General features: G+C 41.8%; 23 protein-coding genes and 5 tRNA genes. 10 read left to right on the top strand and 18 right to left on the bottom strand.

The annotated features are described in order from the left end of the window. Positions 1 to 118 precede the first annotated feature (118 nt). On the top strand, positions 119 to 877 hold the full coding sequence (locus AC19MV_RS00405) for a helix-turn-helix transcriptional regulator (protein ID WP_498305183.1): 759 nt from the start codon (positions 119 to 121) through the stop codon (positions 875 to 877). Between the two features lie 476 nt (positions 878 to 1353). On the opposite strand, the gene AC19MV_RS00400 is transcribed toward AC19MV_RS00405, so the two are convergent. From AC19MV_RS00400 to AC19MV_RS00390, 3 genes are all read right to left on the bottom strand, one after another. After that, on the bottom strand, positions 1354 to 1587 hold the full coding sequence (locus AC19MV_RS00400) for a hypothetical protein (protein WP_498305182.1): 234 nt from the start codon (positions 1585 to 1587) through the stop codon (positions 1354 to 1356). A 27-nt stretch (positions 1588 to 1614) separates the two neighbouring features. Further along, on the bottom strand, positions 1615 to 1848 hold the full coding sequence (locus AC19MV_RS00395; RefSeq protein WP_498305181.1) for a type I restriction-modification system subunit M N-terminal domain-containing protein: 234 nt from the start codon (positions 1846 to 1848) through the stop codon (positions 1615 to 1617). 106 nt (positions 1849 to 1954) lie between these two features. After that, complete coding sequence (locus AC19MV_RS00390; protein ID WP_498305179.1) at positions 1955 to 2218, bottom strand: helix-turn-helix domain-containing protein; 264 nt, start codon at positions 2216 to 2218, stop codon at positions 1955 to 1957. Positions 2219 to 2426: 208 nt separating this feature from the next. Here AC19MV_RS00390 and AC19MV_RS00385 point away from each other — a divergent pair, with 208 nt between their 5' ends. Together AC19MV_RS00385 and tnpB are read left to right on the top strand one after the other, a co-directional pair. After that, a complete protein-coding gene (locus tag AC19MV_RS00385) occupies positions 2427 to 2771 on the top strand; it encodes an IS66 family insertion sequence element accessory protein TnpB (protein ID WP_498305177.1) in 345 nt (114 codons plus the stop codon). Beyond that, on the top strand, positions 2768 to 3031 hold the full coding sequence (tnpB, locus tag AC19MV_RS00380; RefSeq protein ID WP_498305175.1) for an IS66 family insertion sequence element accessory protein TnpB: 264 nt from the start codon (positions 2768 to 2770) through the stop codon (positions 3029 to 3031). The genes AC19MV_RS00385 and tnpB overlap by 4 nt, the downstream gene beginning before the upstream one ends. Positions 3032 to 3326: 295 nt before the next feature. Here the strand turns inward: tnpB and AC19MV_RS00375 are convergent. Beyond that, a tRNA-Ser gene (locus AC19MV_RS00375) sits at positions 3327 to 3416 on the bottom strand. A gap of 249 nt (positions 3417 to 3665) precedes the next feature. On the opposite strand from AC19MV_RS00375, the gene AC19MV_RS00370 reads away from it, so the two are divergent. Then, on the top strand, positions 3666 to 5405 hold the full coding sequence (locus AC19MV_RS00370) for a S16 family serine protease (RefSeq protein WP_498299470.1): 1740 nt from the start codon (positions 3666 to 3668) through the stop codon (positions 5403 to 5405). A gap of 75 nt (positions 5406 to 5480) precedes the next feature. Continuing rightward, positions 5481 to 5996 carry a bifunctional 3-hydroxydecanoyl-ACP dehydratase/trans-2-decenoyl-ACP isomerase gene (gene fabA, locus AC19MV_RS00365; protein WP_432401845.1) on the top strand — a complete coding sequence of 172 codons (516 nt, stop codon included), beginning with the start codon at positions 5481 to 5483 and terminating at the stop codon, positions 5994 to 5996. A 62-nt stretch (positions 5997 to 6058) separates the two neighbouring features. On the opposite strand, the gene rmf is transcribed toward fabA, so the two are convergent. The 5 genes from rmf to rlmKL all read right to left on the bottom strand — a co-directional run bounded on the left by rmf (position 6059) and on the right by rlmKL (position 12663). After that, positions 6059 to 6235 (bottom strand): ribosome modulation factor, encoded by a 177-nt coding sequence (gene rmf / locus AC19MV_RS00360; protein ID WP_160053401.1) that lies wholly within the window; start codon positions 6233 to 6235, stop codon positions 6059 to 6061. A gap of 230 nt (positions 6236 to 6465) precedes the next feature. Then, the gene (locus AC19MV_RS00355) at positions 6466 to 8361 is read right to left on the bottom strand and encodes a DUF3466 family protein (protein WP_498305174.1); all 1896 of its coding nucleotides are present in this window, start codon (positions 8359 to 8361) and stop codon (positions 6466 to 6468) included. A gap of 25 nt (positions 8362 to 8386) precedes the next feature. Then, positions 8387 to 10303 (bottom strand): ABC transporter ATP-binding protein, encoded by a 1917-nt coding sequence (locus tag AC19MV_RS00350; RefSeq protein ID WP_432401841.1) that lies wholly within the window; start codon positions 10301 to 10303, stop codon positions 8387 to 8389. 1 nt (position 10304) lies between these two features. Beyond that, positions 10305 to 10538: a glutaredoxin family protein gene (locus tag AC19MV_RS00345; RefSeq protein ID WP_432401839.1), complete on the bottom strand. Its 234-nt coding sequence runs from the start codon at positions 10536 to 10538 to the stop codon at positions 10305 to 10307. Next, positions 10528 to 12663: a bifunctional 23S rRNA (guanine(2069)-N(7))-methyltransferase RlmK/23S rRNA (guanine(2445)-N(2))-methyltransferase RlmL gene (rlmKL, locus tag AC19MV_RS00340; protein WP_498305173.1), complete on the bottom strand. Its 2136-nt coding sequence runs from the start codon at positions 12661 to 12663 to the stop codon at positions 10528 to 10530. The genes AC19MV_RS00345 and rlmKL overlap by 11 nt, the downstream gene beginning before the upstream one ends. Positions 12664 to 12955: 292 nt before the next feature. Here rlmKL and AC19MV_RS00335 point away from each other — a divergent pair. From AC19MV_RS00335 to AC19MV_RS00320, 4 genes are all read left to right on the top strand, one after another. Next, positions 12956 to 13031, top strand: a tRNA-Met gene (locus AC19MV_RS00335). A gap of 82 nt (positions 13032 to 13113) precedes the next feature. Continuing rightward, a tRNA-Met gene (locus tag AC19MV_RS00330) sits at positions 13114 to 13189 on the top strand. Positions 13190 to 13275: 86 nt separating this feature from the next. Next, positions 13276 to 13351 (top strand) — tRNA-Met (locus AC19MV_RS00325). A gap of 47 nt (positions 13352 to 13398) precedes the next feature. Then, positions 13399 to 13474, top strand: a tRNA-Met gene (locus AC19MV_RS00320). Between the two features lie 280 nt (positions 13475 to 13754). Here the strand turns inward: AC19MV_RS00320 and AC19MV_RS00315 are convergent. The 8 genes from AC19MV_RS00315 to prmB all read right to left on the bottom strand — a co-directional run bounded on the left by AC19MV_RS00315 (position 13755) and on the right by prmB (position 20268). Then, positions 13755 to 14450: an alpha/beta fold hydrolase gene (locus AC19MV_RS00315; RefSeq protein WP_498305171.1), complete on the bottom strand. Its 696-nt coding sequence runs from the start codon at positions 14448 to 14450 to the stop codon at positions 13755 to 13757. Between the two features lie 20 nt (positions 14451 to 14470). Beyond that, on the bottom strand, positions 14471 to 14842 hold the full coding sequence (locus AC19MV_RS00310; RefSeq protein WP_498299451.1) for a rhodanese-like domain-containing protein: 372 nt from the start codon (positions 14840 to 14842) through the stop codon (positions 14471 to 14473). 145 nt (positions 14843 to 14987) lie between these two features. Beyond that, on the bottom strand, positions 14988 to 15527 hold the full coding sequence (locus AC19MV_RS00305) for an RNA methyltransferase (RefSeq protein WP_498305169.1): 540 nt from the start codon (positions 15525 to 15527) through the stop codon (positions 14988 to 14990). A gap of 22 nt (positions 15528 to 15549) precedes the next feature. Further along, positions 15550 to 15828 (bottom strand): YfcL family protein, encoded by a 279-nt coding sequence (locus AC19MV_RS00300; protein ID WP_432401827.1) that lies wholly within the window; start codon positions 15826 to 15828, stop codon positions 15550 to 15552. 3 nt (positions 15829 to 15831) lie between these two features. After that, positions 15832 to 16968: an ATP-NAD kinase family protein gene (locus AC19MV_RS00295; protein WP_498305167.1), complete on the bottom strand. Its 1137-nt coding sequence runs from the start codon at positions 16966 to 16968 to the stop codon at positions 15832 to 15834. Between the two features lie 28 nt (positions 16969 to 16996). Beyond that, positions 16997 to 18178 carry an MFS transporter gene (locus tag AC19MV_RS00290; protein ID WP_498305165.1) on the bottom strand — a complete coding sequence of 394 codons (1182 nt, stop codon included), beginning with the start codon at positions 18176 to 18178 and terminating at the stop codon, positions 16997 to 16999. Next, positions 18178 to 19272: a chorismate synthase gene (gene aroC / locus AC19MV_RS00285; RefSeq protein ID WP_498305163.1), complete on the bottom strand. Its 1095-nt coding sequence runs from the start codon at positions 19270 to 19272 to the stop codon at positions 18178 to 18180. Before aroC ends, AC19MV_RS00290 begins: the two co-directional genes overlap by 1 nt. Before the next feature lie 51 nt (positions 19273 to 19323). Continuing rightward, positions 19324 to 20268, bottom strand: a complete 945-nt coding sequence (gene prmB / locus AC19MV_RS00280) for a 50S ribosomal protein L3 N(5)-glutamine methyltransferase (RefSeq protein WP_498305161.1) — start codon at positions 20266 to 20268, stop codon at positions 19324 to 19326. A gap of 79 nt (positions 20269 to 20347) precedes the next feature. Here prmB and smrB point away from each other — a divergent pair, with 79 nt between their 5' ends. Then, complete coding sequence (smrB, locus tag AC19MV_RS00275; RefSeq protein ID WP_498305159.1) at positions 20348 to 20875, top strand: endonuclease SmrB; 528 nt, start codon at positions 20348 to 20350, stop codon at positions 20873 to 20875. A gap of 165 nt (positions 20876 to 21040) precedes the next feature. Here smrB and sixA read toward each other — a convergent pair whose 3' ends face one another. Continuing rightward, positions 21041 to 21514 carry a phosphohistidine phosphatase SixA gene (gene sixA / locus AC19MV_RS00270; RefSeq protein WP_498305157.1) on the bottom strand — a complete coding sequence of 158 codons (474 nt, stop codon included), beginning with the start codon at positions 21512 to 21514 and terminating at the stop codon, positions 21041 to 21043. Positions 21515 to 21618: the final 104 nt, after the last annotated feature.

Raw genomic sequence — 21618 nt, 5'->3', positions numbered from 1 at the left:
AAAATGTTAACTAACCACAATTAATTACAGACACGCTTGAACGGCAAGATTGTCGATGCTAATGTTATTCGACAATCGGTGTGGAGATGTGGGGTTAGTCCCCCTTAGAACTTAAACCATGAAACATATAAATAATGATGAAATAAACCGTCATTTTCAGAATAAAATGAATCGATTTGAAGAGCTTGAATTCATGTATATGACTTGCCCTAAAAGTGGATTAGGTGTGCTAAACGGAAAAAAATTATCATTTCAACGACTCGACCGAATCCTTTCAAATTACCCAATGGTAACAACGAACGAAACGACCTCCAGGCTTTTCGAAAAAATCTCCGCATATAGAAAAACACATCGAATGTTACCCAAAAATTGGGCCCTGAATGGTGAGTGGTTTTCAGGCTTCCGTCCATTAGAGTATTGGCTCACTCCAAAGGCAGGATTCGACCTAATTGAAAGCTGTTTTAATGAAAAGTGTAACAATCGCTGCTCCTTAACAATCATAACCCATGTTGTTAATGTCAATGATTTAGATGCTGTTGGCGTGTTTGCTATAGGAAGCAAATCGTTAAGCATAGATGAACTAAGTCGCTATATTGTTAACGCTAAGATAGATGAATATTTGGAATTAATTCATTACTTCATGACAAGAAAGTTTCCTCATTTCGCCACCCCATCTTTTTACAATGGTCTCCTCCCCGAAAAGACTGTGCAGATACTTACGATGACAGCGAACGGTTATACAATAAGCCAGATAGGTAAAGAGCTATTCATGACTAATCGAGGCGTTGACTATCACATTGAAAGGGCGAAGAAGCTCTATCGTGCCAGAAGTAAATCGGAACTGATTTACCGATTTACAAAAAATTGCATCCTTTAATATTTTAGAAGAAGTAATTCCAACGATTATTTAATATTAAAAACTCCCTAACCTTCAGGCTGCCCATCATTTGAATATGCTAATTATTGGGTAAACAACTACACTATCTCAAGCGTCATTTGACGCATCACACTTGAATTTGTCTTTACATTCCTTGACCTAGTGACGGCGGTTTCGGCATCTGGCTGAGTTATTGATTGTCGTTTGGAGATCTGAAAAACGAAGCCACCCATTTCTTGAACAAATAACATAACTCGTTTTCATGGCTTTGGCGAAGGTTACGGTCGATGTACTCAACATCTTAACATATGCTAGTTGTTGAGCACGCTCATTGCAGTAGGTCAGCGTATTTGGCCATATCGTCTGATGTGTATGAGGAGAAGTAAGTCTATCTAACGAATTCAAAAACAAGCTTACGCTCACACTGTGCGCGCAAAAGTGAGTTAGCTCCCCTAACCCACTTCTTGGTAGAAAACCTATTCTTTAGCAAGCTCAGTCTGCACAATGAGCTTATCCAGTAATTTAGACTGCTCATAAGAGCTTTTTTGCAGCTGGGCGAGCAAAATGTCACGCTCAGATTTAAGCGATGCATTGTCCGATTTGAGTTCACTGTTTTGAATACGCAACCGCTCAATTTCATTCGAGTTGGATTCACAGTTCCTCTGCAAATCTATGATCTTGTTTCTCTCAATAAACAGTTCTTTATTCAACCGGCTTTGTTTCTTAAATCAGAGGAACTAAATCGATAGTTGATGATCAGATCTCCAAACGACCATTTGTTCAGGATTAGTAAGATCGGCCTTAATTTCATCTTGGCGTAATTTGAAAGCATCGGAGACATATTTAACAAAAATAAAACCTAGCACCGCGTGTTTGTATTGCGCCGCATCTAGCGTTGAGCGGAGCTTATCTGCTGCATTCCAAAGCTTTGCTTCGAGGCCTTTTAAAAACTGTTGTTCTGTTTGATTCATCAGGGATTTTCTTTAAAACCGAAAAATTCCCAGCATCATATCACTTAATCTATCAATGTCAGTGATTTATGCAGCAGTTAGCGACAGTCCGATAAGTAAATAAACATTATTTTAGCACCCGAGCATCAAAACTCGAGCTTACCTGCAACAGATCTATCCCCTCTTTCGGATCTAAGTTTAAGACTTCACAGTACTGCACAAATTCGTAGATGTTCAACTTACGCTGACATGTCTCTATTTTTGTGACTATCTGAAAGGGCTCATCTAACAACTTTCCCATATCTCGCACGGTTAATCCCCGCTCCAGCCGAGCAGCCTTTAACCAGCTTATGAGTGACTCATATTGAGTATTATTTATTGACTTAATCATAATCGTCCCTATTATAGGGACGCGACCCACAGTCCCCGAATTGGGGACGTTCACAATTTCATAGGAGCCAGTTATGACTGAAGATAAAACCGACAATATTCCAGAGCATATATTCATCATTAAAGCGTAACCGTCTAGCGAACCACACCTCGCATCGTTAATCTAACTATCTCAAAATACCTGCTCAATGATAAATTCGGAGCATGTGATGAAAACTTACAAAACAACTACTCAGTGGCAGATGCTACTTCAACAACGCGGCTCGTTTAGTGGCACTAATATTGAGTTCTGCCAACACTATAATGTCTCTATCACCACTTACTATAAACAGCGCGCTTTACTGGCTGAGTATCAGCCTAATTCAACCTTGCCAGTGCAAACAACGAACCCCACATCATCACGTTTTATTCAGTTAAAACAAACCACCACTGAAGTCTGCGCGCAAACTCATCAAAATGTGGTGCAGTTTGATATCCGCACAGGCCAGTTAATGTTTCCAGCCAATTTAGCAACGAACTATATCGTTGCCATTATTAAAGGGCTAACGGCATGAAGATGTTTGTTGATGTGCCCACCGTTTATTTATGTGCCGATGTGGTCGATTTTCGTAAATCGATTAATGGATTGGCGGCGTTGGTGGAAGCAGAGCTTGAACTACCTGTGCTCAGTGGTGCGCTATTTGTGTTTTGTAATAAAGGGCGCGACAAACTCAAACTGCTGTACTGGGATAACACCGGGTTTGCCCTGTGGTATAAGCGATTAGATAAACATAAGTTCAAATGGCCTAAACTCATGTCATCCACCATGACATAGGGATTAAACAAGACACCCATAATTAATCAGTACTGCCTAATGATACATTTTGGGTATTAGTCTTGAATCTTGAAGAGGGATAGCTTACTTGTAATAAAGAGGAACCCAGGGTTTAAACCTCTATCTTTCGCCCCAAATAAAAAGGCCTTAGGTTTGTCGATTTGGCATTTGGTCTTGGTTCTTGGATCTTGAGGAGGGATAGCTTGCTTGTAATAAAGGGGAACCCGGGGTTCAAAGTCCTATCTTTCGCCCAATAAAAAGGCTCATCATTTCTGATGAGCCTTTTTATTGAATGTGGCGGAGGGATAGGGATTTGAACCCTAGAACGGGATAAACCGTTGCCGGTTTTCAAGACCGGTGCATTCGACCACTCTGCCATCCCTCCGAACGGCGTGAATAATATAAGTAACTCGTTTGCTTGTAAACCATAAATTTCAAAAAAATGGCTGAATGTTTAGCATTTAATCATCCTGCTATGATTTTATGCATTCGCACTATTAAGGTGTTAAGCGGTAACAGGTTAAATTCGTTAGTGACTTAATCGATTTGGACTGAGAATCAGCTAAGGCTTTTGTGGTGCTTTATGCTAATATCATCAGACTATTTTTCGTTGCTATGGCCCGATTATTACTCTATGAACCCAACGTTATTGCCTAGTGCCAAACTTGCCCCTCAATATCATTTACCAGAAACGGCCACATCGACCTTTTTTCCAAGCCATTTACTGCTCGGACAAGAGCGCGCTGTTGACGCATTTAAATTAATGACCAAAATCGATTCGCAACATTTGTTTCTTGGTGATTTTTCGGGTGTTGATAGACCATTATTTATCAAGGCATTAGTGTCTCAGGCTGATACGCCGTCAAATAACTACTTAGTGGCGACGAAAAAGTTGTCTGACGATGCTGAGATCCAGTTCAAATGGCAAGCTGCAATGCCTGCGCAAAATGTCGGTATTATTGCTAAGCAAGAATCATTGTCGTGTTATTTACAAGGCACACTGCGCCGTGCGGATTTATTAGGCCGAATGATTAAGACAGACAAAGCCAGTGTTTACAAACCGGGTGCTTTGGCAAGTAATCATATGGTTTTTATCTGTTTAGAGTCTATTTGGCAACGTGAAAACCTGTGGGATTTGTTAATGCAAATTCTGCATGACGGTTACTATCGTATCAATAACGAGCTGGCCCCTATCCCGGTTAATTGCAAAATTATTTTGGTTGGCTCAGGGCTCGCTTATGGCCAATTGCGATCAGAAGACCGCAAATTTAACCGCCACTTCCCTATACTTGCAGAGATGAGCAACGAGGTTGATTTAACTCAGCACCCTGAATCTGCTTATGTGCAATGGCTAAGTGTGTTAGCTAAAGATGAAGCCGCCGAATTAGAACCGTCGAGTTTATTACCGCTGTTTTGGTTTAGTTCTCGCCAAGTTGAGCACCAGCAACGCTTAAGTTTAAACATGCTGGAGATTAAGCAACTCATTGCTCAAGCCAAGGCTTATGCCGGTAAGTCATCTCTTAATGCCGCTGCGATTGCTAAAGCGCTGGAGAAGCTCAAGTTTCGCCATAATAGTTCTGAAGTGTATTCTGCCCAGAGTTTTGACGATAATTTCATAAATCTGCCAACTAAAGGTGCTATGGTAGGGCAAATTAATGGACTGACAGTCATTGATACTGGCGATTACACCTACGGTGAACCAGCTCGTATTACCACGTCAGTGCATTACGGTGACGGTGAAGTTGCAGATATTGAAAGAAAGTCTGAATTAGGCGGCAATATTCATACTAAAGGTATGATGATTTTGTCAGCTTGTTTATATCGTATCTTTGGCCGTGATGCGCCGCTGCATTTGAATGCTAACATTGTGTTTGAACAGTCATACCAAGAAATCGACGGTGACAGTGCTTCATTAGCTGAATATTGCTGTTTGATGTCTGCCATTGCTGAGCAACCCATTGTGCAGAGCCTCGCAGTGACGGGAGCATTAGACCAATTTGGTAACGTACAAGCCATTGGCGGCGTAAATGAAAAGATTGAAGGATTTTATACCTTATGCCAACGTCGTGGACTCAGCGGCGAGCAAGGTGTAATTATTCCTAAAGCGAACGTATTACAGCTCAATTTAGAACCCGCTGTGATTGATGCGGTAAACAAAGGCTTATTTCATATCCATGCCATTGAACACTTGGACCAGGCTGTTGAGATTTTAATGCAAATGCCAGCAGGCGTTGCCAATGAAGATAACGATTTTGCAGCAGATACCCTTTATGGTTTGGTACAACAACGGCTGGATAAACTCGCAGGACAAGATGATGATGATATTGAGCTCAACTTTTTTGCTAAATTGTTAGCTAGGTTACGGATTATATAGTGATCGGAGTTGTTTAGCTTACACGTGTTCGCTATCTTGTTTGGATTAATAGTTTATAGAGTGGTAAAGAATTAAATGGAAAAAGCTAACAGTTTCACTAAAGAACAACTTATCGCCTGTGGTAACGGTAATCTTTTAGGCCCTAACAGACCTCGCTTACCTGTCGATAACATGTTGATGATTGACCGCATTATTACCATCAATGAAAATGGTGGTGAATTTGGTAAAGGTGAAATTGTTGCCGAACTTGATATCACTCCTGACTTATGGTTTTTTGATTGCCACTTTAAAACAGACCCTGTTATGCCGGGTTGCTTAGGTTTAGATGCTATGTGGCAGTTAGTGGGTTTCTATTTAGGCTGGGAAGGCGCTGAAGGTAAAGGTCGAGCTTTAGGTGTTGGTGAAGTTAAATTTACCGGACAAGTATTGCCAGATGCCAAAAAAGTGACTTACAAACTCAATATTAAACGTAAAATACATCGCAAATTAGTGATGGGTATTGCTGATGCCACGATGGAAGTCGATGGCCGCCAAATTTATTCTGCTACTGATTTAAAAGTCGGCATTTTCAGTGATACTTCGACGTTCTAAACGTATTATTGTGTTTTACCCTATTACAACAATGCCCTCATTTGAGGGCATTTTGTTGGGCATTATTTGTTAAATAAGCCACTGAGTCGACCATCAACGCCTTCTCGCCATCCGCCAAGCCATTGAGACCGTGAGTCAAGATTAGCGTGAGGGCAAACTTCTTTTGAACGCCCTCCTATCCCAGCCTGAAATCCTTTTGAAAAAGCTCTGTCTAAACGATCTCTTTTCTGTCTTTTCATTCATGCGTCCTCTTCCATTTACAGGCTTCTGTTTAACGGGATGAAGCTGAAGCCATAAATATAGAAATAGACGTTTTTTTAACCAAAATCAATTAAAAAAATGACCAATTTATGGATTTTTTATTAAGGTATTGAGATATAAATTAAAAAAAATCGAGGAATAATTCCTCGATTTTTTGATTAGTCATTTGTATCTAGCAAACTGATACAAATGTTAACTAGACTCAGCGTTATTTTTTTACTCTGCGACGAAGCCATAACAAAGGTAATGCGAATAACCAGGCAAAGCTTGCTGCGCCTTTACGCTCATAGTCAACGTCTTCAACCGCATCTGATGTTGAGCATGGTTCACCTGCGGTTGCTTTTAATACCACCATACGGGGTAAATAAGAGGTTACAGGCTCACCGTTACCATCTAACTCAAATAGCGGTAAACCATTTTCACCAATAATTAAGTCGCCCGTTGTCGAGTCATATTGGTATTCAGGTTTTAGAATAAACGCAGTACCGACAATAGTGCCGTCTTCGTTAATGCTATTGGCTTCTACAACTGAAATTTCGGTGTTGTAAGTTAATATTTCACCGGTACCGTCTTGAACACTTACGCTATGACGAACCCAGTCACCTTCGGTGTTTCTTTCATAACCTTTTGACTCACAGGTCAATTGATTATTTAAGTTAACGAATTCCGCAGTAGTGCTGTCATACAAGAAAGCCACTTTCGGACGAGGCTTTTCTTTGTCGTATGTCGACTCAATATAACCAACAACCTGGCCTTTATTGTTAATGTCTTTTGGTTTACTGCTTAAATCAGACAATGACGTTTGGAAATCATTTGGCGTTGTGATGCCCTCTTCTGGATTATTAGTATCCAGCATAAAGAACTTACTACGCAAATAACCACTAATGTACTTGCTGTAGCTACCAACTAAAATACCTGAATCGTTGATATCATAAGCAATTGAATAATAAACTTTATCATCCATTTCTACCCAGTTGTACTGGTAGTTGCCATTACTGTCTTTTTTCCAATATGCGGCATCAAAATATAAATCATCGTCATCGCCATTACGATAAACATGTGAACGACCCGCTACATCACCAGCTGAGTTAATCCCTAAACCTTGCGAAGTAAAAATGAGCGTTGAGTCTTCATCAGGAGTTAATCCAAGCGGTAACTCTGTGCTCTGAGCTAAACCATTTTCATCTATGTTATCAAGATCCCAAACCATACCGCGAGTTTGATATTGAATATAGCGCGTACCATTAGTATCTGGGTACTGCCATGCTTGCACACAAATATCTGTAGGGATTGGATTGCTGGCATCGGTATCTTCAGCATCTTCAATACATTTATCGATACGAGTCTCACTAGATGAAGCAAGCGCTGTACTGCCATAACCTACCACTAGATTATTATTATTTACTCTAGAAGCAAGTGACCAACCACCGACTTCAACTGTAGCGGCATCTACGTCAGCGGTTTGCTCGCGATCGTAAGTGGTAAATGAAGGTAATAACGGGTATTCGACATCATTTTTTACCGCAATACCGCGCATTTCAAATTCACGGTAATAAAAATATTCTTGCGTCGTACTGGTGCCTTCATAATCTAAGGTTAGCTCTGGACCAGTATAAGCACCGACTTTTACGCCATTATTATTAATGCCATAAAAAAAGGTATCGACATCATTTACGATTAACTCATCATCTGAATCTGTTTCTGTGCTAGCAGGATCAAATGTGCCTGCCATGCTAAAGAATTCAGGAACCCAAGAGCCCACTGAAGCATTATCGCTTGATATAAAAGTAAAGTTGTTGGCTTCGATTTCAGAGTAAACAGAATACGTGATTGACTCTGCTGCGGTAATACCGTCTTCGATATCAATCACAGAATCATCAACGTCGTCGATGCTTAACTTGTTTTTGCCTTTCGAAATACCAACAAGTTCATCTTCATCATTAACGGCCATGGCATAGCCATTTCGTGTGCCATCTAATGTGCCATTTAAATCGTAATCTTCGATGTTAACAATTTCATATACAGAGGCGGCTTGAGCCGAACCGATAACACTTAATACGCCTATTGCAACTAATGACAAGGCTTTATCAAACTTTAACTTCATGTAACCATTCCTGTTTTATTATGCTTTACTTCAGTGACTCAAGTTCTTCCCAGCGTTGGAAGCACAGCTCTAAATTTTGTTCTTTCTCTGCTAACGTTTGCAGAGCCTTGTTAACCGTGTCAGCTGGTTGATTATAAAAATCAGCACTGCTTACAGTTTGTTGTAATACTTCTATGTCTTGCTCAAGCTGTTCCATTTGACTTGGAAGTGCTTCTAGCTCTTTTTGTAATTTATAAGAGAGCTTTTTAGCTGACTTTTCAGGTGCTGCTGTAGGCTTTGTTTCAACAACAGGTGTTGGTTGGACAACAGTTGTTGCGACAGGTTCCTCAGAATAAAATTTTGCCCCCTGAGAAATTGCATCTTGGTAGCCACCAACATATTCAGCCCAGTGTCCATTACCAGCAAACCACCAGCTACTGGTGACGGTATTGTCGATAAATGCTCTGTCGTGGCTCACTATCAATAACGTACCTTCAAAATCTGCAAGCAAAGACTCTAGCAATTCTAAAGTCTCAATATCAAGATCGTTTGTTGGTTCATCGAGAATAATAAGGTTTGCTGGGCGTAGTAACAACCGCGCCAATAACAAACGGTTCTTTTCGCCACCAGACAGTGCTTTAACTGGCGTGCGTGCACGCATTGGAGAAAATAAGAAATCTTGTAAGTAACTTAAAATATGGCGGTCTTGGCCATTAATCGTAACGGTACTTTTACCTTCGCCAACGTTTTCTTCAACGGTTTTTTCAGGATCAAGTGCTTCGCGATACTGATCGAAATAAGCCACTTCTAGTTTAGTACCGACTTTAATTTCGCCCGATTGAGGTTGTAGTTTTTCAATCAATAACTTAATTAATGTTGATTTACCACAACCATTAGGGCCAATTAATGCAATTCGGTCACCGCGCATCACGGTAGTGCTGAAGTTTTTAACTAAATTTTTATCAGGTAAATTGTAGTTAACGTCTTTAACATCAAACACTAACTTGCCAGAACGCTCTGTGTCAGACACAGCCATTTTGGCATTACCTTGACGGTTCAGTCGCTCTCCACGCTCAGCGCGTAATGCTTTTAACGCTCGAACGCGGCCTTCGTTACGAGTACGACGCGCTTTAACACCTTGGCGGATCCACACTTCTTCGTCAGCTAATTTCTTATCGAAATGGGCATTTTTCTCCGCTTCAACACGAAGCCATTCTTGCTTACCATCTAAATAGGCCTGGTAATTACCTGGGAATGAAATCACTACACCGCGGTCTAAATCTACAATTCTGGTTGCCATGCGTTGAATAAAGCCACGGTCGTGACTTACAAATACAATGGCGCCTTTAAAGCTTAATAAAAACTGCTCTAACCACTCGATGGTATCAATGTCTAAGTGGTTGGTCGGTTCGTCGAGTAACAACAAATCAGGGTTTACAACCAAGGCACGTGCCAAGGCGACTTTACGCTGCCAACCTCCTGATAGTTCATTCAGTGGTTTGTCAGGATCTAAGCCCAATAATTGACAGTTTTGAATAATACGTGAGTCAAGTTGCCAGCCATTGTTATGGTCTAACACCTCTTGGATACGCTGCATTTCATTTAGCATGCGCTCCATATCATCAGGATTTGCGTCTGCTACGTCGTGCGATAATTGATGATACTTCTCTAACGCTTCACCAATGTCTTTTAATGCTGCTGCAATATAAGAATAAACCGAGCCAGTTTCGGCTTTAGGCGGGTCTTGTTGTAGGCGACTGACATTGACGTCGTTAGCGATATTAAACTCGCCTTCGTCAAGCAGTACGTCTTTTGACAACACTTTCATTAAAGTGGATTTGCCTGTGCCGTTTCGGCCAACGATACACACTCGCTCGCCAGGCTCAATGGTAAAATCTGCATTTTGCAGTAAAGGAGTATAACCGTAGGCTAACGAGCCATTATTTATCCGAACCAGACTCAATCTAAACTCCTATAAACTCTTGTAATTGTTCGCCATCAAAAGGCCAAAATAATTCACGCTTTCCCTGTGCTAACACAGGTATGCTTATGCCATAACGCTCAGCTAACGCGGCGTCATCACAAATATCAATGTGTTGAAAATCAATGTCAGTTTGCTCAACGAGTGCCAAAGCAATATCACACAGATGGCAGCCATCTGTGTGATATAAAATGTAGGGCAAAGCACTACTTGGCATGCGTGAGTAACCAAACATTATGAATATGTGGGTTGCGCTTATAATCTAACGGTAAACATAAATTATCGATATTCGTCACGTTAATACCAGCTTGGTTTAACGCTTCAATATCCATCTTAAATTTACGTTTGTTATTAGAGAAAATAAGCTCACCCGTTGGAGACAATAGCTTAATCAATCCGCCTAACATTTCGGCGTGATCACGCTGTACATCCCAGCTGTCTTCCATACGTTTTGAATTTGAAAACGTGGGAGGGTCAATAAAAATCAAATCAAATTGCTGATGGCTATTGTCTTTTATCCACTGTAAACAATCCGCCTGGATAAAATCGTATTTAGCCCCAGATAAACCATTTAGCGCAAAGTTTTCTTTCGCCCAGTTGATATAGGTGTTTGACATATCAATGGTGGTGACTGTTTTAGCGCCGCCAATAGCCGCATGCACAGAAGCTGAACCAGTATAAGCAAATAAGTTAAGTACGCGTTTGCCTTTAGATTTGTCACCCACCAATTTACGGGTTACTCGGTGATCTAAAAACAAGCCTGTGTCGAGGTAACCCGTAAGGTTAAGTTTAAATCTGGCACCATATTCTTCGGTGATAACTTCAACTTTACGCTCATCTAATTTTTGATACTGACTCGCACCTTTTTGACGTTCGCGCGTTTTTAATGTCACGCGATCGGGGTGAATACCTAAGGCACTTGGTAGTGCTAACAGTACATCACTAATACGACGCTTTGTTACAGCTTCTGGAATGGTTGCCGGAGCTGAGTATTCTTGAATAACGACATAATCAACGTATTTATCAATGGCGACATTGTATTCAGGCAAATCGGCATCGTATAAACGGTAGCTGTCGATACGCTCTTTTTTAGCCCACTTTTCAAGCTGCTTAACATTCTTTTTAATGCGGTTAACAAATGCTGGCGCAATATCGATGAGATCGACACCGTCAGGAAGAGCAACCGCTTCACGACGCGTGCTATTAGCATGCAAAGTATAAATGTTAAATGCACACTCTAATGCACCATTAAACATTTTCATTTGCTTATCGGCTTTAAGCTTGAGCGATGATATTAACTCTATATCGCTACACAGCATGGCAATTTTCCAACCACCGAACTCTTTTTTCAACTTGTCACCAAGCTGGTAGTAAAGTTGTAGTAATTCAGTGACATTACCTAAACGCTCACCGTATGGCGGGTTAGAGATTAAAAAGCCTTCGCTTACTGGTGGCGAGACATCTAATGCGTCAGAAACAGTAAATTCAATAAACTCTGCTACACCCGCATTTTCAGCATTACGTTTAGCAATTGAAACGAGGTGCGCTTCAATATCAGAGCCGTAAAACTTAATTTTACAACGTGTCTTACCTAAAGTGGCACGAGCCTGAGCTTCATCAAAAATGGTTTGCCACATCGCTTTGTTGTGACTTTGCCAATTTTCGAAACCAAATTTTTCACGTTTCAAACCAGGTGCAATATCGGCGGCCATTAAAGCGGCTTCAATCAATACCGTACCGCTACCACAAAATGGATCAAGAATAGTCGTTTGATTTGCTTGCCAACCACTGCGCACCAACATATTGGCTGCCAGGTTTTCTTTTAACGGGGCTTCGCCTGTTGTTGAACGGTAACCACGTTGATGTAACGATGCACCCGAAAAGTTCATCGAAATGGTGACTTGGCCATTGCGGAAATGAGCATCGATTTTAAAATCGGGATTAACGCGCTCAACATCTGGGCGAGGAGTACCATCATCACGAAAACGGTCAACAACCGCATCTTTGATTTTTAGCGCACCAAATTGAGTATTATTGATAAAACCACCCGTACCATGGAAATCGATACTGAAGGTTTTTTTATGTGAGAAGTGCGATGGCCAATCGATACAATACGCAGCGTTATAAAGTTGCTCGGCAGATTCACAAGCTCCTTTATAAATAACTAATACGATACGGCTCGCTAGGCGGGTCCATAGGGTGATCCGATATGCCAGTTCAAGCGGTGCAGAAAAGTACACACCGGCAACACTTTCTTTAACATCGGTAGCGCCAAAATCTTTCAATTCAGAGGCTAGGCTATATTCAAAACCCTTAGGGGCTGCAGCAAAAAAATTAAACATGTATTAGTCAGTCATCGTTACTCAAAATTCAGTGCAACATTATACCTGCTCAAACACATATCCCCAACGACTTATCGAAATGGGGCTATAAATTATCCAATTTGTCCCATTAATGATCGATCTCATTTAATTACAGCACTGCACGCTTAATTAACCAGCAAACAAAAGGAATTATTCCGATTTTACTTGCAAAGACAAATGGGGATCGCTATAGTTCGCTCCGCTTTGAAGCAGACAGGTTTACACGCCAACTGGCATGTAACTCAGAATCAACAAAGCAGCGTTTATCGGACGCGGGATGGAGCAGTTGGTAGCTCGTCGGGCTCATAACCCGAAGGTCGTAGGTTCAAGTCCTGCTCCCGCAACCATTTTCTTGTTTGACGAAAAGATAAACGATTAGTAATACATTCTTTGTCAATAGAATTAAAACAATTGATAGCGTTTATCGGACGCGGGATGGAGCAGTTGGTAGCTCGTCGGGCTCATAACCCGAAGGTCGTAGGTTCAAGTCCTGCTCCCGCAACCATTTTCTTGTTTAACAAGAATAAAGATAAACGATTAGTAATACATTCTTTGTCAATAGAATTAAAATAATTGATAGCGTTTATCGGACGCGGGATGGAGCAGTTGGTAGCTCGTCGGGCTCATAACCCGAAGGTCGTAGGTTCAAGTCCTGCTCCCGCAACCACTTTCTTAAAATTTAAGAAAATAAAAATAAACGTAATCAAAATCAGTCGCGGGATGGAGCAGTTGGTAGCTCGTCGGGCTCATAACCCGAAGGTCGTAGGTTCAAGTCCTGCTCCCGCAACCATTTTGAAAATGATCAACTCTTCTATATCCAATCCAAATCTTCATATCCAATCTATTCTTGTGTTATCAGGCTAAAACCAAAACAATTGATAGCTCGTCGGACTCAGCTTTTCATAAACCGCCGTATTTTATAAACCGCTCTTCTTTATAAGCCAAAGCTGAAGGTCGTCGCTCTTTCTTCTTATCAAGCCCTGCTTCCGCAACCATTTTCTCTCATCAAAAATCAGCTCCGCGCATACAATTCAGCTACATGAATAAACTCAATTTACGTCAGAAAATGTTCACTCGAGTCTGTTAAGAAAGGTTTCGATACATTGATTTACCCGATCGGGTTGTTCAGCAAAGACCATATGACTGCCCTTCTCTATAATGGCAATTTGCGCGTTGGGGATATGCTGCTGTAAAAATGTGGCATATTTTATCGGTGTCATTTGATCTGCATCGCCCACAATAATTAACGTCGGCACATCAATTTTCGGCAGTTGCTCAATGACATCAAATTGGTCGCACATAGTGAAATCAGTCAGCATGACGTTAACGCCATTATTGATAATTGAAGTATTAATTTGTGATTGTAAAGGCTCGGCAATATTTTGATTTGCTACCAGCAAATAGTCTGGTATTGGCAGTACCGACTCGACCAATGTTGAAAGTGATTGTAAAAGCTGAGGCATCACTTTGAGCCGAGCTCCCGCGCCAATGAGCACTAATGCCTTTAATTGTATCTTTGCCTTTGCTGAGATAGCGAGTTGCATTGCTACAGCGCTACCAAGAGAATGCCCAACTAATACCACGTCATCCAACTGATGCTGCGCAATATAGTCTACCAGCCATTGAGTTAACGCATCTACAGTTGTCAGTGCTTGCCCCTCTGGGTGACCGGGGTAATCAATAGCAATGCTATGTTCAAAAAACTGTTGTTGGTGCTGCCAAACAACATGCGTACAACCCGAGCCATGTAAAAAGAGTAATGTCATATTGATAAGCCTTGTGTGTACTAGTTTTGAGTCGATAGTGTCGGAAGTTTCGCTTTCCACCAACTCAGCATTCCGCCTTTGAGTTGATAGACATCATTAAAACCAAACTGCTTAAGTTTTCTAACGGCTGGAATACTTCGATGGGCAGAGAGACAAATAACGATAACTTTCTGGTCTGTATTAAGCTGTAGTTGTTTAACGGAATCAGCCGAAAAATGAGTAATAGGAAGGTTAATAGCCCCTTTGATGTGTGATTTATCCCACTCCAGCGTAGTGCGCACATCTACAATTTGAATATTGTTATTTTCAAGGTGTTGGAAAACTGTATTGGCATCCATTTCTGGCACATGACCAAATGGTAGCCACTGAGATAGTCGACTGATGAGTGACATAGGTAGTTCCTTCACATAACAAGTAGTTAGCTTAAACTACATTATGTTAAGACTTTTATTCAATCTAATAATAGCAATTCAGCTGAAAAAAATGCCGGATGATTTCTCATCCGGCATTTTCAATTTAATATGTTATTGAACCTACTTACTTCAACCAATGCTTCACTTTGGTCCGGTTATTATTATCACGACTTTGTTTAATCAATTCATCACCCGCTTCGACTTGAGTCATTTTAGCAAGGCGATCATAAAGTAGTACATTGACTGATGCCGCTAAATTCATACAACCTACAGTAGGCACATAAACAACATCGGTAGCCGCATCAATTAATTGCTGCGGAATAGTGCCATCTTCAGGGCCAAAGATATAAAACGCATTATCGGGATGAGTAAATAATGGCAACGGTGTCGCGCCAACGACTAAGTCAACACATACAATGGTTGCACCTTGAGGGACATTTTCAAGTAATGACTCAACACCCACTAATGGAATGCGTTTAGCTGCATCTTTAGTGTCGACATCATATTGTGCATCACCAGACTTAGCCGCTAACTCGTAACGTTTGCCGGTATAACAGACACTGTCGACACGATAGCAGCCTGCAGCGCGCATAATCCCACCAACGTTTACCGGCGTTTTAGGGTTGACTAAACCAATAGTCACTTGCGAAGACGGATTTACCATAACACTGTTTATCTATTCCAGTTTACGCAGCTTGCGCAACGATACGTTGACGCAGTTGTTGCCAGGCAGCTTCTACTAGCGCGAAATCGTCTGCATTTAATTCTTTATCCGCTAACGCTAAACAGGTTAATATTTTTTGATCGAGGGCGGCTAAATCTTGCTCAGCTTCTATTTCTAATTCAGCTAACACAACAGCGATATGACCTTGTAAGTAACCACAAGCAAACAATGCATCATCGTCACTGTTATTTACGCTTTCTTCAATCCAAGACTCTAATGCTGCATCGTACTGTTCTAACATGGTTTAGTTCTCCACTAAATCTGGGTTGGCTACTTGATACATCACGTAATCGTGGTAGCCAGTGACTATTTTGTAATAGCCTGTGAGTGCTTTGTCTAATTCAGGGTCGCCACTATCCACAATTAATGGTCGACCTTCAAGTGCTTTAAGCTTAGTTTTTGTGGCTAAGATTAAAATATTGTCTTTTGGGATGCGTTTTATCAGCTCAGGTGACAATTGTTGGTTACCGCGCCCCAATATATGCCCTTGCCCACCAATAAGAGTGATCACCAATTTAACCTTGTCGGCGGGTATATCTTTGGTGAATTCGAGTAACTGATCCGCGCTGACATCTTGAGCGATTAACGTTTTGTCTTGAATAACATCAACACCGAGTAAGGTATTGTCTATTCCTAAATCTTCCATCACTGCGGCAACGGTACTGCCCGAGCCCATAATAAATATCTCATCGTCCATTGATTCAATAATATCTGCCGCGATGTCTGCTAATACTAACTCGTCAACTTCTTTACCACCCATTTTCACCGCTTGGATATAGCGAGGCTCTGCGGGTACGGTCATTTCACCAAATCGTTTTGCTCTTACCGTGCCTTGTCTAAAGGCAACTTCATCAATGTCCATCACATCGGCCGACATTAAACTGACAAGCTCACCTTTTAACAACAGACTCACCACAAGGCCTGAAGCATGTGGTGTAATACCGTAAACCCCCGAGTGAATTTTAACGCCAGCAGGCACGCCTAATACGGGTAACTTATCGTCAACAACAGCATAAATATCTCGTGCAGTGCCATCACCGCCGGCAAACAGCAGCAAATCTAATGGTTGTTCGAGTAAACATGTCACAGCTTGTTGGGTATCTTGCGCGGAGGTGGTATTGTCGCAGCGATAAACTTCACTAGTCGTAAATCCCATTTGGCGGCATAAGTTTGCGCCCATGTCGCCCGAGGCGGTAATGATGTCAATGTTATCTGCAAAAGGTAATATTACTGCTAGCGCTTGCTGCATACGCATTTGAGCTTTAGGTATTGCGCCTTTAGCGATGGCCTCTAATGCCACACCATCTGAGCCTTTTAGGCCAACACTGCCACCTAATCCAGCCAATGGATTGATGATTACCCCTAAGCGAAAACGTTTCACGATAACTCCTTGCGACTGTTTTTAGATATTAATCTTGTGCTGCATTAGCGACGGCTTCACCATTAATATTTGGGATCATCAATACCGCAATCATAGATAAAAACGCGCAGCTAGCGGCAAAGACCCAGACCCACATGGTTTGGCTACCATCGCCCCAAATCATGCCACTTATCCAGGTACCTAACGCACCACCCACACCAAAACTGACACTGGCGTATAACGCCTGCCCTGTGCTGCGGTGGCTAACATTAAAATGACGATGAATAAAATGAATGGACGCAGCATGCACTAAACCAAATGTAAACGCGTGTAGCAGTTGGCTAATAATCAACATTAAAACTGAGTCGACACCAAAAGCCAATAACAGCCAGCGCACTGCAGTCAGTAACATACTCACCACCAACAAGACTCGAATACCATATTGGCGAATTAATCGAGATGAATAAAAGAAAATCACAATTTCGGCAAGTACACCTAATGCCACCAACATACCCGCAACGGTTTCTGAATAACCAAATTGCTTTAAGTACAGTACAAAGAAGCCATAAAATGGTCCGACACTCATCTGCAATAGCATCGCAGATAACATAAACCAAATGAGTGAGGCATCGAATGTTAATTTGGGACGGTCAGACTTATTGAGTACGACACTGCGATTAGCCGGTAACGGTAATGAACAGGCAAACAAACCAAGAAATAATATCATGCCCATATAAGGCAGCACTTCAGGGCCCCAATAATCAATGGCAAAACCACCGCTTATTACTAACACAATATATCCGACACTGCCCCAGCTGCGAATAGCGCCATAACGTTCAGCTTTATCACCTAAGGTTTCTAAGGTGATTACTTCTAACTGCGCCAGAATTGAATTCCAAAAAAAGGTGTAGATAGCCAAGCTAACCGCGAGGTATAAAAAGCTGCCATCAAAGAAAAAACTGATGTACGTAATTGCAGCCGCGAACGATCCGAGTTTAATCAGTTCCGCACGCATTCCGGTTCGGTCAGCCACTGCCGCCCAAATATTAGGTGCGACAATGCGCGTGGCCATTAAAATAGCCAACAAAAAACCAATCTCTTGCGCGTTGAAGCCTCGGCTATCAAAAAAGACCCCTAAATAGGGGACCATGATGCCGAGAATAGAAAAGAAAAAGAAATAGCAGGCGCCGAGCCAGCGTAAATCAGGTTCAGCGCGGTGACTTGAGGGCATTAACGCATTCCAATCTCTGGCGTATGACGAACAACATCTTGATTTTGCGCGCGGTGTCTTAATAAATGATCCATTAATACAATCGCTAACATGGCTTCTGCAATAGGTACTGCTCGAATACCCACACAAGGATCGTGTCGACCTTTGGTGATCATATCGACCGTGTCACCCTGCACTGTCATGCTCTGCCCTGGCACACTAATACTTGATGTTGGCTTTAACGCAATATGGGCCACAACAGGTTGCCCTGATGAAATACCGCCTAATACACCACCAGCATGATTTGAGGCAAAGCCCTCTGGTGACATTAAGTCACGACCTTCAGAACCTTTTTGAGTAACCACGCCAAAACCATCACCGATTTCAACACCTTTAACGGCATTAATGCCCATAAGCGCATGAGCAATATCAGCATCGAGTCGATCAAATACAGGCTCACCAAGACCCACTGGCACGCCTGTGGCCGCTACCGTAATTTTAGCGCCAATTGAGTCACCCGATTTACGTAAACCACGCATGTACTCATCTAATGCTTCTAGCTTGGTGGCATCAGGGAAGAAAAACGCGTTTTGTTCAATTTGGGTTAAATCGATAGTTTCAGCACAAATAGGTCCTAATTGAGCAAGGTAGCCGTGAATCTCAATACCATGCACTTGCTTAAGATATTTTTTAGCCACGGCACCAGCAGCAACACGCATAGCGGTTTCACGCGCCGATGAGCGTCCACCACCGCGGTAATCACGCATACCATATTTTTGCTGGTAAGTATAATCAGCATGACCTGGGCGGAAGGTGTCTTTAATGTCTGAATAGTCTTGGCTGCGTTGATCGGTATTTTCAATCAATAGACCAATTGAGGTGCCTGTCGTTTTACCTTCAAACACACCCGATAAAATTTTCACTTCATCCGCTTCACGTCTAGCGGTGGTGTAGCGCGATGTACCTGGACGTCGTCTGTCTAAATCATGTTGCATGTCTTCAACGGTTAATTCGAGTCCTGGTGGACAACCGTCAATAATACAACCCAAGGCAACACCATGGCTTTCACCAAAGGTTGTCACAACAAAATTTTGACCAATACTGTTTCCTGACATGCGCGTTAACTACCTCTATATTTTATTCAATCAACCTTAGCTTATTCTCTATTATTCAACATCTTTGTATACAGAGAAAAGTGATTCATTTTCAACTAGCTGATCACGGGTCAATACAAATACGCCGTCACCGCCAAATTCAAAATCAACCCAGGTAAATGGAACATCAGGGAATTGCTCAATTAAATGCACCATTGAGTTACCCACTTCAACGACTAATACGCCATTTTCGGTTAAGTAATCGGCCGCATTAGCTAAGATGCGTTTGGTTAAATCTAAACCATCACGCCCTGACGCTAAACCAATCGCTGGCTCGTGGTGATACTCATCTGGCATGTCGCCTATATCTTCAGCATCAACATACGGCGGGTTTGAAACGATTAAATCGTAATGCGGCCCTTTAGGAATTGCCGAGAATAAATCTGACTGAATAGGGAAAACACGCTCAAGCACATCAAGTGACTCGATATTAATCTGCGCCACTTCTAATGCATCTTCACTAATATCAAGTGCATCAACTTCGGCATTTTCGAATGCATGAGCACAGGCAATAGCTATACAAGCACTGCCCGTACATAAATCCATAATACGATTCACAGGCTTGTTATATAACCACGGACTAAAATGGTTATTAATCATTTCTGCAATCGGTGAGCGAGGCACTAACACACGCTCATCAACATAAAATTCAAGCCCGGCAAAACGCGCTTTGTTGGTTAAATACGGCACCGGTAAACGTTCACGTACACGACGAATAATTAACTCAACAATTTTATGTTTTTCACTGCTAGTTAGGTTACTTAAAATAACTTGCTGACCGATTTCTTCAGGTAAGTGTAAAGCATGAAAAACCAATGCAATGGCTTCGTCCCAAGCATTATCAGTACCGTGGCCATAATAAATATTGGCATCATTAAAACGGCTAACCGCCCAGCGCAACATATCACCTATGGTACTTAACTCAGTGACAGCTTCATCTACAAAGATCTTATCCAAAACACACTCCTAAAAAATTGTTCTGCCGTATTGTAACTGATGTCTATTAAGATGACCTAGAATTCAATACAATACCGCCATGAAAGACGAAAATTACTCAGACACGTCGCTGTTTAGTCAACTGATAGACGGTATCAAACCGCTTAAGCAAGATACCCACCATTTTAAACAGCCAGTCAAACCCAAACAACAATTCGAATTTAAAGAGCGTCAAATCCACGTTGATAGCTATTTTTCGGATACTTATCAGCCGCTGCTGCCGGTCGAAGGCCCTATGCGCTGGATAAATGACAGTGCAGATAAGCTTGAGCTAAAACGCTTAAGGCGAGGTGATTATTCGCCCGACCTATTACTCGACTTACATGGTTTAAGGCAGTCTGAAGCCAAACTCGAACTAGCAGCACTTATCCAAGCATGTGTTAAACAAAGCAGTATTTGCTGTTGTGTTATGCACGGTTTCGGTACGGGGATTTTAAAGCAGCAACTGCCTTTGTGGTTAGCGCAGCACCCTAAGGTAAAAGCGTTTCATCAAGCGCCTAGAGAATGGGGCGGCGATGCGGCGTTACTGGTACTGATAGATATAGGTGAACAACCTCATCGACGTTAACCTTTAACGTGATTAATCCAAAGCGAAATTAAACGACGTCATGTGCAAACGATAAAAGCGGTCGTGTTATACCTGTGATGAAGGTAAGTGATGACTTACCTTATGTGTTGGAATTCAATCTCAGACAAATATATTGTTCAATTTATTAATCAATTTATTTATCTATCAAGAAGCAACTTGGTGCGGGGCGGTCATGGCAACAAAGCTACACTGCTGCATGTGTTTATCTATTTGAGCAATAGCAGAGGTGGCAAATAATGGCGGCTCAATACCAGCAACTAATTCGCTGACCATAAAACCGAGAATAGGCATGTGAGCAATCACTAACACATGGTCTGCTTTGTATTGCTCTGCGTAAGCAAGCACAACATCTGTGGCTCTTTTAGCATCACCAGAGGGAGTGACGTCATCAAGTACAACTAGCTTGCGGGGCTCAGGTAAATGCTTACTGACTTCTTGCCACGTTTGTTGCGCACGCAAATAGGGGCTTACAATCACTAAATCAAAGTGGCTAATATTTTTTACTAACCAATTAGCCATATACCCACTGTGAATACGGCCTATTTCAGTTAACTTACGCTCTCTGTCTGACGGTGCATCAAAACTTGCTTCGCCATGTCGCATCAAAAATAGTTGCATACTTCTCTCTGGATGTTTTTATTATCATTCTGAGTCAATTGTAGCGCTAAATAGCGTAACAACATACCCTACTATCGCCGATATTTAGCTAAACTTTAGTCGAT

It is taken from the genome of Shewanella sp. MF05913 (assembly GCF_059758095.1).
The sequence above is the reverse complement of the archived record's forward strand: the minus strand, read 5'-3'. Positions and strand labels throughout refer to the sequence as shown.